Source organism: Brevibacillus fluminis, from assembly GCF_003710825.1.
Taxonomy (GTDB): domain Bacteria; phylum Bacillota; class Bacilli; order Brevibacillales; family Brevibacillaceae; genus Brevibacillus_D; species Brevibacillus_D fluminis.
In genome coordinates this window covers 125,962-143,458 of record NZ_RHHQ01000022.1, presented here as the reverse complement: position 1 = coordinate 143,458, position 17,497 = coordinate 125,962, and the positions used below count along the sequence as shown (strand labels likewise).

Annotated in this window: 11 protein-coding genes; 1 reads left to right on the top strand and 10 read right to left on the bottom strand. The window is 50.8% G+C overall.

Annotated features, from left to right (window positions below; all coding sequences use genetic code 11):
- The first annotated feature begins 42 nt into the window (after positions 1-42).
- Positions 43-2,223, top strand: coding sequence for a malate synthase G (locus EDM56_RS25520; RefSeq protein WP_122920763.1), 2,181 nt, complete (start codon positions 43-45; stop codon positions 2,221-2,223).
- Positions 2,224-2,326: 103 nt separating this feature from the next.
- Here EDM56_RS25520 and EDM56_RS25515 read toward each other — a convergent pair whose 3' ends face one another.
- From EDM56_RS25515 to dinG, 10 genes are all read right to left on the bottom strand, one after another.
- Positions 2,327-6,898 carry a WIAG-tail domain gene (locus EDM56_RS25515; RefSeq protein ID WP_183192584.1) on the bottom strand — a complete coding sequence of 1,524 codons (4,572 nt, stop codon included), beginning with the start codon at positions 6,896-6,898 and terminating at the stop codon, positions 2,327-2,329.
- A 233-nt stretch (positions 6,899-7,131) separates the two neighbouring features.
- A complete protein-coding gene (locus tag EDM56_RS25505) occupies positions 7,132-8,634 on the bottom strand; it encodes an AAA family ATPase (protein WP_122920760.1) in 1,503 nt (500 codons plus the stop codon).
- Positions 8,627-9,157: a hypothetical protein gene (locus tag EDM56_RS25500; protein ID WP_148040416.1), complete on the bottom strand. Its 531-nt coding sequence runs from the start codon at positions 9,155-9,157 to the stop codon at positions 8,627-8,629. The genes EDM56_RS25505 and EDM56_RS25500 overlap by 8 nt, the downstream gene beginning before the upstream one ends.
- A 203-nt stretch (positions 9,158-9,360) precedes the next feature.
- Positions 9,361-9,990, bottom strand: coding sequence for a fumarylacetoacetate hydrolase family protein (locus EDM56_RS25495; protein WP_122920758.1), 630 nt, complete (start codon positions 9,988-9,990; stop codon positions 9,361-9,363).
- Positions 9,991-10,009: 19 nt separating this feature from the next.
- The gene (locus EDM56_RS25490) at positions 10,010-10,495 is read right to left on the bottom strand and encodes a cell wall elongation regulator TseB-like domain-containing protein (protein ID WP_122920757.1); all 486 of its coding nucleotides are present in this window, start codon (positions 10,493-10,495) and stop codon (positions 10,010-10,012) included.
- Between the two features lie 73 nt (positions 10,496-10,568).
- On the bottom strand, positions 10,569-11,273 hold the full coding sequence (locus tag EDM56_RS25485) for a hypothetical protein (protein WP_122920756.1): 705 nt from the start codon (positions 11,271-11,273) through the stop codon (positions 10,569-10,571).
- Positions 11,274-11,682: 409 nt separating this feature from the next.
- Complete coding sequence (locus tag EDM56_RS25480; protein WP_122920755.1) at positions 11,683-12,978, bottom strand: amidohydrolase; 1,296 nt, start codon at positions 12,976-12,978, stop codon at positions 11,683-11,685.
- A gap of 18 nt (positions 12,979-12,996) precedes the next feature.
- Positions 12,997-13,635 (bottom strand): redox-sensing transcriptional repressor Rex, encoded by a 639-nt coding sequence (locus EDM56_RS25475; protein WP_122920754.1) that lies wholly within the window; start codon positions 13,633-13,635, stop codon positions 12,997-12,999.
- 2 nt (positions 13,636-13,637) lie between these two features.
- Entirely contained in the window at positions 13,638-14,558 is a 921-nt protein-coding gene (locus EDM56_RS25470; protein ID WP_122920753.1) for a ComEC/Rec2 family competence protein, read from the bottom strand.
- Positions 14,559-14,639: 81 nt separating this feature from the next.
- Positions 14,640-17,474, bottom strand: a complete 2,835-nt coding sequence (dinG, locus tag EDM56_RS25465; RefSeq protein ID WP_122920752.1) for an ATP-dependent DNA helicase DinG — start codon at positions 17,472-17,474, stop codon at positions 14,640-14,642.
- Positions 17,475-17,497 lie beyond the last annotated feature (23 nt).

The following is a 17,497-nucleotide window of genomic DNA, read 5'->3' as shown; positions in this document are numbered from 1 at the left end:
TGCACGGTGTTACGTTTTTATGAGAATGAGGAGGAGATGTAGATGGAGCAATACATTGAGATCGGAAACCTGCGTGTTTCCAGCATTCTGCATACGTTCATCCAAAATGAGGCATTGCCAGGCACCGGGGTATCCAGTGAACAGTTCTGGTCCGGCTTTGACAAATTGATCCACGACTTCACACCCCAAAATAAGGCGCTTCTTGCCAAGCGCGACCACCTGCAGCAGCAAATTGACAACTGGCACAAGGAACATAAGAACTCGTTTTCTCCCCCAGCGTACAAGGCGTTTTTACAAAATATTGGCTATTTGGAGCCAGATGTAGAGGATTTCGAAATTGATACGTCGGGAATAGACGATACCATCACCTTACAGGCCGGCCCGCAGCTCGTAGTTCCAGTAAATAACGCCCGCTATGCGATAAATGCTGCAAACGCTCGCTGGGGAAGTCTTTATGACGCGCTGTATGGCACCGATGCGATCGAGGAGGATGGCGGTGCCGAGCGTGGCAGTAGTTACAACCCAGTGCGCGGTAAGAGAGTCATTGCCTTTGCCAAACAGTTCCTCGATCAATCCACGCCGTTGCAAGGGGCATCCCATACCGAAGCCGTACGGTATTCCATCATCGATGGGAAGCTTTCTGTTGAACTCAGCAACGGGCAGACGACAACCCTGGCTGATGCTTCTCAATTCGCCGGTTATTCAGGTGATCCAACGAACCCTACCGCTGTCCTGCTAAAAAATCACGGACTGCACTTGGAAATCCAAATCAACCGCGACAATCCGATCGGAAATACGGATGCCGCGGGAGTAAAAGACATCCTGATGGAGTCAGCCCTGACCACTATCGAGGACTGCGAAGACTCTGTTACTGCTGTTGATGCAGAAGATAAGGTGCTTGTGTACCGCAACTGGCTTGGTCTGATGAAAGGCGACTTGTCGGCTGACTTCCATAACGGTACGAAGACGATCACCAGAACCTTGAACCCAGACCGTTCTTACATGTCACCTACTGGAGAAGCGTTTACCCTGCCTGGCCGCTCTCTTCTCCTGGTTCGAAACGTCGGTCACCTAATGACAAACGGAGCCATTTTGGATAAAGACGGACAGGAAGTGCCGGAAGGAATCATGGATGCAGTCGTAACCAGTCTGATCGCCAAGCACGATCTGCTGCGTAACGGTTCCTTTGTCAATTCCACCAAAGGCTCTGTTTACATCGTTAAGCCAAAAATGCACGGTTCTGAAGAAGTAGCTTTTGCCAACGAACTGTTTAACCGGGTGGAAGACTTGCTGGGACTACAGCGTCATCAGCTTAAAATCGGTGTCATGGATGAAGAGCGCCGCACTTCCCTCAACTTGAAAGCTTGCCTCTATCATGTGAGAAACCGGATCGTATTTATCAACACCGGATTCCTTGATCGGACAGGTGACGAAATCCACACTTCCATGGAAGCCGGACCAATGATCCGCAAGAATGAGATGAAGAGCACACACTGGCTGCAAAGCTATGAGCGGTCTAATGTAAGTATCGGACTTGCTTGCGGCTTAAAAGGTCGCGCCCAGATCGGAAAAGGTATGTGGGCCATGCCTGATCTCATGAAAGAAATGTTGAAGCAAAAAAGCGGCCATCTGCTAGCAGGAGGGAATACCGCCTGGGTTCCTTCTCCGACGGCAGCGACACTTCACGCCATACACTATCATCAAATTAACGTCAACGAGGTGCAAAACACGTTGAAAGAAGACATCCGCGATTACCGAGATGACATCTTGGAAATCCCTGTGGCAACCAACTCAAAGTGGACGCAGGAAGAAATTCAACAGGAATTGAACAACAACATCCAAGGCATCCTCGGTTATGTCGTGCGTTGGGTAGAACAAGGCATAGGCTGCTCCAAAGTTCCGGACATCAACAACATCGGGCTGATGGAAGACCTCGCTACCCTGCGCATTTCCAGCCAGCATGTTGCCAACTGGCTTCGCCATGGCGTGGTCAGTGAAGAGCAGGTCCTCACCACGATGAAAATCATGGCGAAAGTCGTGGATCAGCAAAACGTTGACGACCCGGCGTATAAACCCATGGCTGACGACTTTGACAACTCTGTCGCCTTCCAGGCAGCAGTAGAGCTGGTCATAAAAGGGTGCGAGCAGCCAAACGGATACACCGATCCGATCCTGCATCGTAAGCGCTTGGAGTTTAAAGCCAAAATGGCAAGTAAGGTGTAACCAATTCAATCCGCTCTCACAAAAAAACCAGCGTATTTGCGAGTGATCGCAAGCACGTTGGTTTTTTGTCGATTGGACTCGGGGGACTTGTGAAAAACTGAAATTACGATTCGCCTAATTTAGTAGGAGTTGGATCGCTCGACTCGCCCCATTGGTCTAAACCGCCATCCTCTTCTTCAAGCAATCTCTCCAAGTCTCTTTCAAGTTCCGCCTCATCCAGTTCTTCCCCAATCAAATCATCTTCATCGAGTTCCTCATCCCAATACTGATCTTCCTGTTCGCTTGAAAACATAGCCGAGTCGATAGTTGTTGACTCTTCTTCCTGCATGATCACAATTCCCATCTCGGCTGTATGGGCAGTTTCTGCCGATTCCACTGATTCCGCTGATTCCACTGATTCCGCTGATTCCGCTGATTCCGCCGATTCGGCATCGGTTAACTCATTTTCAGCTTCCGCCTCTTTAGCTGCCGTTGATTCCTCCGGCTGGGGCTGTTCCATGCCTTCAATTACATTCTCATGCTCGCTCCAGTCTGCATCCGGTTCGATTACTTCCTGCTCATCCACAGGTTCGTGCCACTGTGTCTCGACAATCGCCTCCACCTCATCGGCTTGTGAGATTGGCTCAGCCTGGTCGTTTTGCAGTTCCGCCGTCTCTTCCTCAACCACTTGGACTTCCGTTTTTTCCACGACTTCTGCCGCACGTTCCGTCGGTTGCTCTGTTCCGATTGCGATCCAATACAACAAACCTTGCATGCTCCATCCTGAATCACGACGGACGACATACAATCTCGCTTCTCGATTGCTCACGATTTTCAGCGTTGTATAGCAGGTCGGTTGATTGGTCATTCCTACGATGACGACCTCGTCATTTTGATATTTCGTCGGAAAAGAAATCGTCACTTCTGCCATCACTTCGTCAGTATCCAGTGTAAACGGCACGATTCCGAACTGCTGGAATGTCACACCTTCCGCCTTATTCGTCTGTACCGGCTGGAAGGCGAGCTTTTCCGGTGTAACCGATTGATCCGCGATATGCTTTGTGGTTACAGCAGCCTGCGCAAGTTGCTCGCCAGTAACCGCCCCTGCTTGCAAGTGCTGTGTACCGACAGTCCCCATTCCGAGATGCCGGGACTCCACCGCGCCAAGACCCAAATGTCTGCTTGTAACCGCGTTTGCTGCGAGTTTATCGCTATTTACGGCGCCGTCACGGAGCTTCAGGCTGGTGACCGACCAATCTTGGAGCTTGTCGCTGGTTACCGCTTGCATCTGCAGCTTGTTTGTCGATATGCTGCCATCTTGCAATTTATCGCCACTGACCGCTTGGTTGGCCAGTTTCTCGGTCGTTACTGCCGAATCGAGCAGTTTTTTCGACGAAACAGACGCATCCCGCAGCTTTTCTTCCGTGATCGATTGATCATGCAGCTTCTCCGCGGTCACTGCCCGATCCTGGATGTTAGGCGTGGTGACTGCCTGCTCGGCGAGCTTGCTAGTCGTGATCGCTTGATCCTTCACCTTCTCCGTCGTCACTGCGTGGTCTTGCAGTTTACGCGTCGCAACGACCTTATCCTGCAATTTGTCAAGGGAGATGGCGCCATCGCGAATTTTCCAATTGCTCACTGCCCAATCCTGCAATTTTTCCGTCGTGACAACTTGGTTTTGCAGCTTGCTAGCCGAAACGCTGCCGTCCTGCAATTTATCAGCGCTGACCGCGTTGTCGGCCAATTTCTCCTTTGTCACCGCAAAATCTTGCAGCTTCTCCGTCCCAACTGCTTGATGCTGCAGCTTCTCCGTTGTCACGGCTTGATCCTGCAATTTTTCGGTACTGACCGTGTTATCAGCGAGCTTTTCCGTGGTCACCGCACGTTCTTTCAGCTTTTCCGTTCCTACCGCTTGATTCTGCAGCTTCGCCGTAGTCACAGCTTCATCCTGTAACTTTTCAGCCGTCACCGCCTGGTCTTTGATGGCAGAACCTGAGACAGCCTGCTCGCCGATCTTGCTTTCAGTGATGGCATAATCCTGAATTTTCGCGCTGGTCACCGCATCGTCTTGCAGTTTGCTTGTCGCCACACTTCTGTCTTGCAGCTTCTCCACGCTGACGGCCTGGTTGGCGAGCTTTTCGTTCGTCACCGCATGTTCTTGCAGTTTCTCCGTTCCAACCGCCTGATTCTGCAGTTTTTCGGCAGTCACGGCTTCATCCTGCAGCTTCTCCGTACTGATCACGTTATCCGCCAGCTTTTCCGTGGTGACTGCGTTTTGCTGCAGCTTTTCCGTTCCAACCGATTGGTTTTGCAGCTTATTGGCTGTGACCGCATCATTCTGCAATTTGTCGGCCGTCACAGATTGATCTTGGATGGCGGCTGCAGAAACGGCCATGGGACCGAGCTTGCTTGCCGTGATGGAATGATCTTGGATCTTCTCACTTGTCACCGCATAGTCTTTCAATTTGTTCGTGCCCACGCTACCGTCTTTGAGCTTCTCTGCTCCAACAGTGTGATCAGCGAGTTTTTCTGTCGTTACCGCCCGGTCTTGCAGTTTTGCTGTACCGACCGCCAAGTCTTGCAGCTTATCTGAACTCACCGCCTGATCCTGCAGCTTCTCTGCTGTCACCGCTTTTTTGCTGATATGCTTGGTGCCGATCAAGTACGGGTTCAAGTGGTTGGTATGGATCGACTCTGCCGCAATTTTCTCATGTGTGACGGCCCCATCCACGAGATGGTTGGTATCGACCGAGTGTGACATGATTTTGTTACTGTCGATGCTTTGTTCCGCTATTTTTGCGGATGTCACAGATCCATCAAGCAATTTCTCTGTCGTGACCGCTTGATTCGCCAGTTTATCACTCGTTACGGCATCGGTACGCAAATGCTCGGTCTCGACCGCACCCATTGTCAAATGCTCAGGCAAGATCGATTGGAAATCAATCTTCTCGGCAGTAATCGCCCCATTGATGACATGATCGGTATCGATCGAATGGGTTGCGATTTTGCTACTATCGATGCTTTGCTCGGCAAGTTTTTCCCGCGTTACGGCATGATCCTGCAATTTTTCCGTGCGCACCGCTTTATCGCGCAAATGCTCGGAGTTGATCTCATAAAACCCGATGTGTCCGCCCGTGATTGCCTGCCTCGCAATGTGCTCCGCTTTGATCAAGGCTTTCGCCAGGTGTTTGCTACTGATCGATTCGTCCGCAAGCTTTTGTCCTGTTACGGAATGATCCAGCAGTTTTTCTCCTGTCACGCTGCCATCTGCAATCTTATTGACCGTTATGGAATTGTTGGCGATTTTGTTCTCTGTCACGGAATGATCCGTCAGCTTGCTGGCTGTGACGGAATTGTCGACAAGATGCTGTGTTTCAATGATGCGATCACACAAATGGGAAGCAACGATCGAGCGCCCGCCGATTTTTTCCTTTGTGACCGACCCTTCCTGCAAATGCTCGGTTTGGATTGTTTCCGAATTGAGATGAAATCCATATATATTGCCAGGAGCAATTTTTTCGGCTGTGACCGCATGCTCCGCTAATTTTCTCGTCGTAACTTGCTGATCGCCCAGCTTTTTCTGGGTAACAGCCCCATCGACCAGATTGCGCGTCTGAATCGTATTGGATTGGATGTGGAACTCGCTCACAGCCTCTGGTGCAAGCTTGGCGCCGTTGACCGCATTGTCGGCAATCTGCAGGCCCGTGATGGCTTGTTTGGCGATTTTCTCCGTTGTAACCGATTCTTTCGCAAGCTGCTCCGAGTGGATGCTGTTGACCGCGATGTTCTCCTGCTGGACGACGTATTCACCCAAATGACGGTGGAGTACCGATTGCGCACGGAGATGGTAGCTGTCGATGCTGTCTTCCTCGAGTTTCTCCGAGGTAATGGCCCCATTAGCCAGCTTGTCGGCCGTTACTGCTCCATCTTCGAGCTTTGCACTGTCAACCGCCCCGTTCGCCAAGTTTGCCGTTTGGATCGAGCCGATTCTGATTTTGCTTGAGGTAATGGACTGATCCTGGATCAAATCCGTCGTGATCGCTTGTGGATGTAAATGCTTCGCTTCGATCGATTGTTCGGCGATTTTCATCGCGTCGATCGTTTTGTCAGCCAGCTTGTCGCTGGTAATGCTGTTATTCATCAATTTGTCGCCAGAAATGGAGCGATCCAGCAGTTTTTTCCCCGAAATCGCATTGTCTGCGACATGGAACTCCTCGATCACATGCGGACTCAGCTTACTGGACGTGACACTGTAGTTGGCCAGTTTTGAACTGTCCACCGCATAGTCCTTCAACAAATTGGTGCCAATGCTGCCCGGCTTGATCTTGCTTTCATCGATCGACCGGTTGGAAATTTTCTCCGTCGTGATGATGTTATCGGAGAGATCATCCGTATACACGACCGGATGCTGTTTTTCTGTTTTGCGCTCTTTCAAAACAGATGAAAATGTTTTCTGGTTGGAGGAAATCGTCCCTTTTGGCACCATTTGCAAAGGAGGGAAAGGGGCTACATTCTTCGCAACCGTCTTGTCCTCAGTTTTTGGGCGTGGCGGGGGCGTTTCCTTTCGTTCCACCGGTTTCTCTGGTTCAGGCAGTTCGCTCAACCAATCAAATTCCAGTTCATTATCCAATAAAAACAGGGGCTCCTGCTGTGGCTTTTTTGGTTTCGCGTTTTTTTTGGGAGGTTGTTTCGCCATTTTTGTCCCTTCCTTCATCGTTGTTGCTCTCGCCTATGTCATGCCTAGAATATGCAACGATCATGATGAAGGACACCGCCGGACAGACCAAATGGAAGAAAACGTTGAAAAAAACCTCCTCGGTCATATACATAGGCTTAGATGTAAAAAAAGCGGCCCTAACGAAGGACGGACCCGCTTTAAAATCGCTTGAAAAAACAAACCGCATTTTTTGCATAAAAAAAGATGGGCGTTTAGCCCACCAATTCTTGAACCGGTACCATTGACTCTAACATAACTCGGAACTGGTCACCATGCACGACTTCCTGATCCAGCAGCTGTTGTAAGCTTTGCTGGAAAACCTCGTCGTGCTTACCGAGCAGCTCACGTGTTTTGTCTACCAGACGGCTCAAAATGCTGTTTACCTCATCATGCACCTTGCTTTTGTCTACATACTGCGGATGGATGATGCCCATCGAGGACATTCCGCTATTGACAATCTCCTGGGCCATGCCCAGTGCTTGTTCAAAGTCGTTTTTCGAGCCTGTGCTGCGGCCGCCATAATAAATCTCTTCCGCGACGGCGCCGCCCAAGCAAACCATAATCTGTTGTTCAAGCGCATCTTTGGTATAGAGATAACGGTCTTCCATCGGATTTTGGCGCACATACCCAAGCGCCTGTCCGCGCGGGCTAAGCGTCACCTGAGACACAGAGCCAGGGCGCACACGTTCGCTGACGATCGCATGGCCGAGCTCATGCAGTGCGACCCGCTTTTTCTCTTCAGTAGACGCTTCGCGGTCCACTTTTTCACCCATCATAACTTTATCGACTGCGTACGAAAAATGGCGCATCTCAATTTTTTCGCATTCATCGCGCATCGCGTAAATAGCTGCTTCGTTCGCGACGCTTTCCAGCTGCGCTCCGGAAAACCCGAATGTTTCCTGTGCGACGCGTTCGAGATCAACATCGGACGCCAACGGCTTTTTCGCCGTATGAATGGTCATAATCTGTTCGCGCGCGCCTTTGTCCGGCAAGTCAACCGTAATGTGTCGGTCAAAACGACCTGGACGCAGAAGGGCAGAATCGAGCATGTCTTTGCGGTTGGTCGCAGCGATCACCAAAATACGCGGCTTATCCTTTGTCGCAATGCCGTCCATTTCGGTCAAGAGCTGGTTCAGCGTCTGATCGTATTCGCGCTGCTGCTGGCCATCGCGCTTTCCACCGATGACGTCGATCTCATCAATGAAGATGATCCCGCTATCTTGCCCGTTCTTCTCCGCAAGCTGGCGCACTTCTTTAAATAAATCGCGCAGGCGCTGCGCACCGACCCCGACGTACATCTCGACAAACGATGCACCGGACGCTGCTACGAACGCAGAATTGGTGTAGTTGGCAGCTGCTTTCGCCATCAACGTTTTCCCGGTTCCGGGCGGTCCAGTGAGCAGCACGCCTTTGATCGGACGAATGCCATACTGTTCAATTTTATCTTTGTAGATCAAAAAATCGAGCGCTTCCTTTAGCTCCGTTTTCGCCCGCTGCTGCCCGCCGATGTCGACAAACTGGATGCTCGACTTCGGCACTGCATGCGCGCCTGCCTTCGCTTTATTGCCAAAGCCCATGTTGCCTTGGCGCTTCATCACAAAGAACAACCCAGCTAATACGGCGCCAAACAATAAAAACGGTGTAATGTTAACACCAAGGAAAACCAGAAAAATCAACAGCGCCGGAATCACGCCATAGAGCATTTCTTTAGACATGAAGCGTCACCTCCCCAGTAGTTGCGGTGCGCGGCAGCATCGCGTAAAAGTCTTGCTTGCCGTTCTTCATGTAAATGTAAATCGTCGAATCATCCATTTTGGCAACCGCAGAATCAAGCTTGTACGTCTGCTTCCACTCTGCTACAAGCTGCGGGATCTTGCTGTATTCATGCAGCTCGATCGCCTCATTGATGGCAAACTGGCCATCCGTCCAAATCTTTTTCAACTGCTCGCCTTGGTTGGTCACCTCAACGTCGATCTCACGGCCATTGCTGTATGCTTGCAATTCTTTTTGCAATTGGCGATATTCTTGCGGAAACGTGTCCGGATTGGTCACGTGTAATTTAACAATCACTTGATCTTTTGCAACTTTCAGGTCTGTCAGCGTTGCGGAGGTCATCTGCTGCACTTCAGTTTTCAGCGGTTCTTTAACCTCCATTTGCTGATAAAGATACCAGCCGCCAAACAACAAGACCATTGTCACAAGAAAGGAAAGCATGATCGGTAATCTACGTAATGTCAACACTTACTCCCCCTTTGCTGCTACAGCTATTTGCTATCTGTCATGAGGAAAGTATAGCATGTCGACCTAGCAAAAATGAAAGGTAGTTGTTGACATGGAAAAGCTGGGTGGCACATCCTTAGAAAACCTGGCTACGCCATACTTTTTGGCGGAGCCGCAAAAAACTCGCAGGGTTTCCCCCACGAGTCTTTTCATTCGTGCCTCTAGTTTTCCATGTGAAGCGTGCATTCACCCAGCAGCTCATCGCCCCAGAACAGCTGCATCCGGTCGCCGTGTGCAGAAGCCCCGACGCCTGCCGGTGTTCCAGTATAGATGAGGTCGCCTTCACCAATACCATAATGAGTCGCTGCAAAATCCAAAATCGTCTGCAAATCAAAAATCATCTCGCGGATCGTTGCATGCTGAACGCGCTCGCCATTGATTAACAGAGAAAATTCAGTTCGCTCACATACGTCCATTCCAGGAAACGGCAGCATCCGCGTAATTACCGCTGAGTTAGGGAAGCCTTTGGCCAACAACCACGGATGTCCCTTCTTCTTCAATTCGCTTTGCACATCGCGCAACGTAAAATCAATGCCCAACCCGATCGCATCGATGACATCCTCTGCCTTCATCCCCACGGCATACGGCTTGCCAATACGGATCACGAATTCGGCTTCATAATGAACGTCGCCGCGATTGCCTGGCAGCGAGATGGCTTGTCCAGTCGCTTCGACGAGCGCATGCGTCGGCTTGGAAAAAAACATCGGTGACGTCGGTACGTCATTCCCCAATTCCGCTGCATGCTGAGAATAGTTTCGGCCTACGCAATAGATGTTTCGAATGATCGACAATCTGCTCTCCCCCTGTATTCTATGTTTTTGCTGGCGGATGGATGGTAAATGATTTAGTCACTTGGCCGGTCGAAAAATCATAGTACAGATAGGAGTAATCACCGTTCGGGTTTTTCAGGACAGCTTCCCAAAACGGCTTTTTGTCCTCAATGCCAGGCACAATGTGCACGACCTGGTCGTTTGGGAAATGCTTCGTCACTGCTTCCGCAACGCTTTCCTTCGTCAATTTGCCATCCATCGTATCAAAAAACGTGGAATCCTTCGTTTTCCAGGCGATCGCCTGGGTGCCTTGCTGATTTTTTCCGATCACGACGGTACATGTTGTCGTGCCTCTATATTCATACACTTCTTCTACTTGCGTAATCGATGTATTGGCTAATGCCCAATCGCGTGCTGCTTGCTCGAAATCGCGCTTTTCCGCCACCACGCTGTATAACAAGTGTGAAGAAAAACCGCCGATCAGCACAATCACGGCGACGACAATCAATAGGATGCGTACATACACGAGCTGCTACTCCTTTACATAAAATCATAAATCGGGCAAGAACAGGTAAGAGCACCCAATAAGTACTACCGATTCAGAAGCGGAATGTCACCTGCTCCTTTTTCGAATGGCTTCCTTGTTGTTCATTCGGACCAATGATCGCCATAGTAAACTGTTTCAGCTTCTTCTGCGTTGGTTCATACCACAGTTCATAGACGATCTTTGTCTGCTTGAGCGCGTCGGCAATTTCCGCCTCCGTAAAAGTCGGACCTAACCAAGCGGACATTTCTTTTTTCAGCTCGTCGGCAGACATCGCCAACTGATAGCCCTTCCAGCCTGAAGCTGCGTCTGAGAGCTGTTTGGGCACCAGGCCGTTTAACTCTTTATCCAGCAGCCGGGCATGCTCAAATGGCGTAAATAGCGAGTACGGCAGCGCTTGCGCATCCTGTGTCTGCCCATCTACCTGAAAATGAAACGCTCCGTCCGCCCGCAGCATCACCAGCTTTTTCCCATCCTGTTTGGTTGAAATCTCGATGCTGTCCTTCTGAAAATGGCCGGTCCACAACAGCCCGTCCGTTTCTACGGAAAGCGGTGACTGCTTGTCCGGCGTCAGTTGCGCCAACAGCTGTCTCGTCAACTCACGCTGCATATGTAAGTCACTCGGCGCAACCTCGCGCGCAGCGATCGTCGGCGTCGTCGATTTTTTACCTTCCTGGAGCTTGGCAATACTGCCGCCCAATAAGAAGAGGGCGATCAATATCGGCAATGTCCACCATAATTCTTCCCGCTTGATGTACATACTTGTCCCACCCCGCCGTTTTTCCTACATCGTATGTTATACGGGAAGGTTTTAGAACGGGGTGGAAAAGTTACTAAACATAGTGGATCAAGCCGTGGTCATACTACATGTACACCCCCCAAGGAGGTGAGCGCGTGAACCACGTAAGTACTCCGACTTCACCAGACGCTTTGGAGCTACTGATAAAGGAGTACCGCGTCTCCTGGGCTGGATTGTCTTCACCGCTTAGGCAGGTTTCCAGAGAGACCGCGTTCTCCTTCCGCCATACCCCACTCACGGAAATATGGCCCCAAGAAGAACTGTCTCACGTCGCTTGCGCTTGTGTATCTCAAAATACCTCTACCTAACCCTACACTCCAACCCTTGACGCTCCTGACGTTCTCGTAAAACGCCAGGAGTCTTTTTTTTCTTATCGCTTCAGCAGATTGAACATCCGGTTCGCTTCAAAAATCGCTCGCTCTTCGTCGATTGTCAAAAGCTCGCGGTTTCTCATCAAAAATTTACCCGCTACGACCGTATCAGTCACGTCGCGCCCATTGCCGGCATAGACGACGTGCGAAATCGGATTGTGTGCAGGATGATAATGCGCCTGATTGGCATCAAGCATGATGAAGTCAGCAGCCTTACCCACCTCAAGCGAGCCGAGCTGATCTTTTTGGAACACACCGTCCGCTCCATTGATGGTTGCCATGCGCAGCGCTACTTCTGCCGGTACGACGATCGGATCGAACGTCACTCCTTTGTGGAGAATGGCAGCCAGCTTCAGCTCCTCGAACAAATTCAGATTGTTATTGCTCGCTGTGCTGTCGGTTCCAAGCGAGACGCTTACCCCTTTTTCCAGCATTTTCGGGACCGGTGCGACACCGCTCGCCAGCTTCAGGTTGCTGACGATATTGTGCGATACCTTCACATCATATTTTGCCAAGATGTCGATCTCTTCATCCGTCAAATGAACCGCATGCGCCACCAATGTCGGACGGTTGAATACACCGAGGTTTTCCAGGTGGGCAACCGGGCGAACGCCATAATCTTGCACGTTTTGCGCCACTTCCCATTGGGTTTCGGACATGTGGATATGCATCGGCAAGTTCAGTTCTTCGGCTTTATCCAAAATTTGTTGAATGAATTCAGGCGAGCATGTATACGGTGCATGCGGAGCCATCATGACAGTGATGCGGCCATCCGCTTGATTGTGCCATTCACGCGAAAATGCGACGGAATCCGCCAGCTTTTGCTTGCGCTCTTCTTCCGAGCACAGACCGATCATCCCGCGGCAAAGAGCTGCACGCTGACCGGTCTCTACGACTAACTTCGCCACTTCATCCATATGGTCGTACATGTCCACGAATGTGGTTGTCCCTGTGCGAATCATTTCGATGATGGACAGGCTGGAGCCCCACTTCACGTGTTCCCCGGTAAACTGGCCTTCGAGCGGCCACATTTTTTCTTCCAGCCATTGCTGCAATGGAGTATCATCCGAATAACCGCGCAGAAGGGACATGCCCAAGTGACCGTGTGTATTCACCAAGCCCGGCATAATGTATTTACCTTTAGCATCGATGACTTCATCGTAGCTGCTTAGGTCAATAGGAGTCGGTCCTACATATGTCAGTTTGCCGTTTTCGTAGGCGATCGCCCCGTCGAAAATGACCTCGTTTTGTACATTAACCGTCAAAACGGTTCCATGGATGACAATTGTTTTCATAGCTGCAGCTCGCTCCTTCTATGTAATCTCTTTTTTTTCATTCAAATAAAAAGCCAGACTTTGCAGACTGGACGTTACGTCTGCATTGTAAATTTTGACATCGCGATCGGTGCGAATGCTGATCGGTGCAAAGTTAAGAATACCTTCGATTCCCGCGGCAATCAATTGGTCAGCGACTTTTTGTGCTGCAGGAGCGGGTACCGTAATAATGGCCAAGCGAATATTTCTGGTTGCGATCGTCTCACTCAATTCCTCCAGCGGTTGGATCGCAATCCCGGCGATCTGTGTGCCAAGCTTTGCCGGATCAGCATCAAAAATCGCGGCAATGCGCATATTATCTTTCAAATACGCGTTGTAATTGCTGATTGCATGCCCGAGATGGCCTGCCCCCACCAAAACAACGGCGATTTCTCGATCCAGCTTCAAAATATGGCGTATTTTCTCCACCAAATAATCTACATCATAGCCGATCCCTTTTTTTCCGAACTCACCAAAAGAGGCGAGATCTTTGCGTATTTGCGCCGGATTCAGGTCGAGCACCTTGCCGATATGCTGCGAGGAAACGGTATGAATCTGCATCTGCTGCATGTGGAGCAGATAACGCAAATAAATCGGGAGCCGTTTAACAACCGCTTCTGAGATTTTGGCTTGCTTCATGCCTACTCCCTCGTCCCCTTCCCTTTTTTGTCTCTCTTCACACGATAATCGTCTCCGCTAGAAAAGATCGTAATGGTCCCGTTTTGGCTTGTCAAATACGTTTCCGTCCATGACTCGTGCAAACGCTCGAGCGTCTCCGCTTCGTCATTTTTTATGTCAGACAGCGATTTACCCGTTTGGATCACCGCCACCTGCGGATCGACAGCCTGCAAAAACGGCTGTGAGGTACTTTGGTTGCTGCCCTGCTCCCCGACTTTTAAAATTTCGGAGGGCAGATGTTCCTTGTAACGGATGAGCAACTGTTCCTCCGCCGTTTGGCCGATGCCGCTTGTGAACAGAAAATGCATTTTTTTGTGCGTCAACTGGAACACCAGCGAGTTGTCCTGCGGGGCGAGATGCAAATTGTCGGTCGGATTGAGCACGAACAGGGATATCCCCTGATCCAGCGTCAGTGTATCGCCCGCCGCCAGCAAATGAATCTGCTTCACGTCCCCGAGCGGAACAGCGTGTTTGATCGTATAGGCGGTGAGCTTTGGCAGCAGCACGCTATCGATCTGGAGCGCCTTTGCAAGCTGCCCGTAGCCACCCGCATGGTTCGGCAAGTCATTTGTGATCACTACATAATCGATTCGGGTAATTTTGCGTGCAGCCAGTTCTTTGACGATTGTCGGCGCATCTTTTTCTGACCCCGTATCAATCAGCATGGTTTTGCCATTGGGGAGTCGGACGAGCGCGCTTTCGCCATCCGGCAGCTGAAAGAAATTGATGATGAGCCCGCGGAATTGCTCTTCGCTCTCACTCGCTTTCGGATCGTCAATTTTGATGGTTTTTTGCACGTGATGATCAATGTTGCAGCCTGTAGGGACAAGCAGCAGCAACAAGAGCACGGCCATTCGAAAGCCCGTCCTGTTAAACCACGCCATATATTGTATCACCTATTTCCATGCCAGACTATTACTTCATCTTATGTGTCCGGGATGGAATGAATGTCCAAACTTGTCACTCTAACTTTCGCCCGCGAGAAACGGCTCGATCCGCTCTCGCAATTGAATCCATGGACCCGATTCCTTCTGAAAAGGCGGGAGGGACTGCAGGAACGCACGCCCGTATCTCGCCTCGATCACGCGCGGATCAAACAGCACGATGACACCGCGGTCGCGATGATGGCGGATCAGCCTGCCTACGCCCTGCTTGAATCGAATGACTGCATGTGGCAAATGGAGCGACATGAACGCATTTTTTCCGGCATCTTTGAGCATTTCGGAACGCGCCTCGAGAATCGGGTGATTTGGCGGTACGAACGGGAGGCGGACAATGATCAGGCTGCTCAACGCATCTCCCGCAATATCGACTCCTTCCCAAAAGCTGCTTGTACCCAAAAGCACAGCTCGTTCGCTCTGCTTGAACTTTTTAATCAGCTTGCTGCGATTTGAGCTGTCGATGCCATGCCCAAGCAATGTAAATTGGTTTTCGTCGAGCAATTGCTTGAGTCCGTCGTACACTTGGCGCAGCATCGTATACGATGTGAACAAGATCATCGTCCGGCCTTGCGAGGCACGAATTACGTCTACACTTCCCTGGATGACCGCATCCAGATAAAGCGATTCCGTTTCCTTATTGAATGGGGGGAAGTCGGACGGGATCAGCACAAGCCCCTGATGTTCATAGTCGAACGGGGACGGTAGCGAAAGCGTACGCACTCGTTCCTTTGGCAGCTGTTGCAGGCCGTACCGTTCCTTCATGTAATCAAAGCTGTTTTTTACGGTCAGTGTTGCCGATGTGAGCGTCATACTACGTTTCCCGGCGAAAAGCTTTTCGCTAAGCGGAACGGACACGTCGAGCGGTGCCGCTGTGAAATACACATATTTGCGCGAAGTGCGTGATTCCAGCTCCATCCAGTAAACAAAGTCTTTGTCGTCGGCAAGAAACAGCGCGTGAATCAGCTCCGCCGCCTTTTTCAGATCATCCGACAGCCCTCGCGCGTCTGTCAGCAAGCTTTTAACCGCAAACGGAACTTGCTCCTCGCCCTGTATCATTTGCACTGCGGTTTCCTCAATCAGCTTCGCGTAATCGAGGGTTAGCGCAATGACTTTTTCAGCTGCAGGCAAAATTTTGGCTTGCTTGCCTTGAAACTTGCCTTTTTTGTAGCGGACGCTGATGCGCCCAATCTCGTTCATCTCTTTCGCCTGCTTTGCCGCGTAGTTATACGCATGCTGCGACCATTCTGTAACCGCTTCGCGCAGGTCAACCTGCAGTCGGTCAAATCGCCGTCCGAGCTCTACCGTGAGCGAGCGCTCCTCCTCTTTCCACTGGGCAAACTCGGTCAAGAGCTGTGACAACAGCCGTTCTGGTGCTTCGGCTCCCAGCCGATCGAGCAAAAATAGCATCTGCACGGTCGAATAATGAAACCCCATGTGTTGGGTCGCGGCATCTTCAAGCTGATGGGCCTCGTCAATGATCCCCACTTGATACGACGGTAAAATCCCGCTTTCGGTTTCAAGATCGCTTACGAGCAGCGCATGATTGACGATCACGATTTCCGCCTCACGGGCGCGCTCTTTGGCTTGAAAGTAATAGCAGCGGGAAAACCATGGGCATTTACGGTTCAAGCAGGAGTTGGTATCGCTTTTTACCTGCTGCCAAAATAGCTGCCCTGAAGGAGGCAGATGCAGCTCCTCCACATCGCCGGATTCCGTTTGCGTCAGCCACGTCACCATTTGCGCCTTGGCCAGCTGGATTTCATGCGAGTATTCCTGTGCGCCTTCATTAATATTTTGCTCGAATTTGCGCAGGCACAAATAGTTCCCACGGCCCTTCATCTGGGCAGCGGTAAACGAAAACGGAAGCGCCTTTTGCAAGGCGGGTATTTCCTTTTGAAATAGTTGCTCCTGCAGTGTGATCGTATGGGTGCTAACCAATACTTTTTCCTGGTTTTGCTTGGCCCAGACAATGCTTGGCAGCAAATACGCCAGCGATTTCCCTGTTCCGGTTCCAGCTTCCACCAACAGGTGGACACCATCTTCCATGGCAGACTGAATCGACTGAATCATCTCCTGCTGCGCATCACGCTGCTGATAATCCCCCAGCGAACCTGCCAGCACTTCCTCCAAGTTGTGAGTCATCCCAACTGCTCCGGAAGCAGGACTGGAAGTAAGTGGGAAACGCTTCTTCAATGCGAATTGTCGGTAAATGTCCCATTTCGGATCGGGAGCTTGCTCATCGGACAGATCTGCTAGCTTTTCCATCTCCACATATCGCAAAAGTGCCGTTATATCGCTGCGGAACGTGTGTACGAGCATTTGCAGGCGCTGGATGACCACCAGCGGCAGATCGTCAAGTATTTGCAGCAGATGCAAAAACAGCTGTGCCGTCGCCTGTGCATCGCTATCTGCCTGGTGCGGGTTATCGTGTGAAATTTCCAGATCGTCCGCGAGCTCTGTCAAACGGTAGCTTCCCTGAATCGGAAGCAGCATCCGTGCCAGCTCCACCGTATCGATCACGTTTCCGTCAAACGTATAATAGCCCTGACTCAGCAGGGCTTCTTGCAGAAATTGTAAATCAAATGAGGCATTATGTGCGACAAACACGCGCCCCTTCAATAACCGCAACAAACCGGGCAGCGCTTCATCCAGCGTCGGTGCATCGGCGACCATTTCATCCGTGATGCCGGTCAGCGATGTGATGAACGCAGGAATCGGCTGCTCCGGTTTGACGAACGTTGCATATCGGTTCGTAATTTGTCCGTGATCGATCGTCACGGCTCCAATTTGAATAATAGCGTCGCCCTGGCGCGGGCTTCCGCCGGTTGTCTCAAAATCAACAATACAAAACTGCTCCAATTCATCACCTTCTACAAAACCAA

Bases quoted from the DNA above. Each gene is read 5' to 3' on its own strand.
- EDM56_RS25470 (WP_122920753.1), bottom strand. From the start codon at position 14,558: ATGGCGTGGTTTAACAGGACGGGCTTTCGAATGGCCGTGCTCTTGTTG.
- EDM56_RS25505 (WP_122920760.1), bottom strand. From the start codon at position 8,634: ATGTCTAAAGAAATGCTCTATGGCGTGATTCCGGCGCTGTTGATTTTT.
- EDM56_RS25515 (WP_183192584.1), bottom strand. From the start codon at position 6,898: ATGGCGAAACAACCTCCCAAAAAAAACGCGAAACCAAAAAAGCCACAG.
- EDM56_RS25485 (WP_122920756.1), bottom strand. From the start codon at position 11,273: ATGTACATCAAGCGGGAAGAATTATGGTGGACATTGCCGATATTGATC.
- EDM56_RS25520 (WP_122920763.1), top strand. From the start codon at position 43: ATGGAGCAATACATTGAGATCGGAAACCTGCGTGTTTCCAGCATTCTG.
- EDM56_RS25480 (WP_122920755.1), bottom strand. From the start codon at position 12,978: ATGAAAACAATTGTCATCCATGGAACCGTTTTGACGGTTAATGTACAA.
- EDM56_RS25475 (WP_122920754.1), bottom strand. From the start codon at position 13,635: ATGAAGCAAGCCAAAATCTCAGAAGCGGTTGTTAAACGGCTCCCGATT.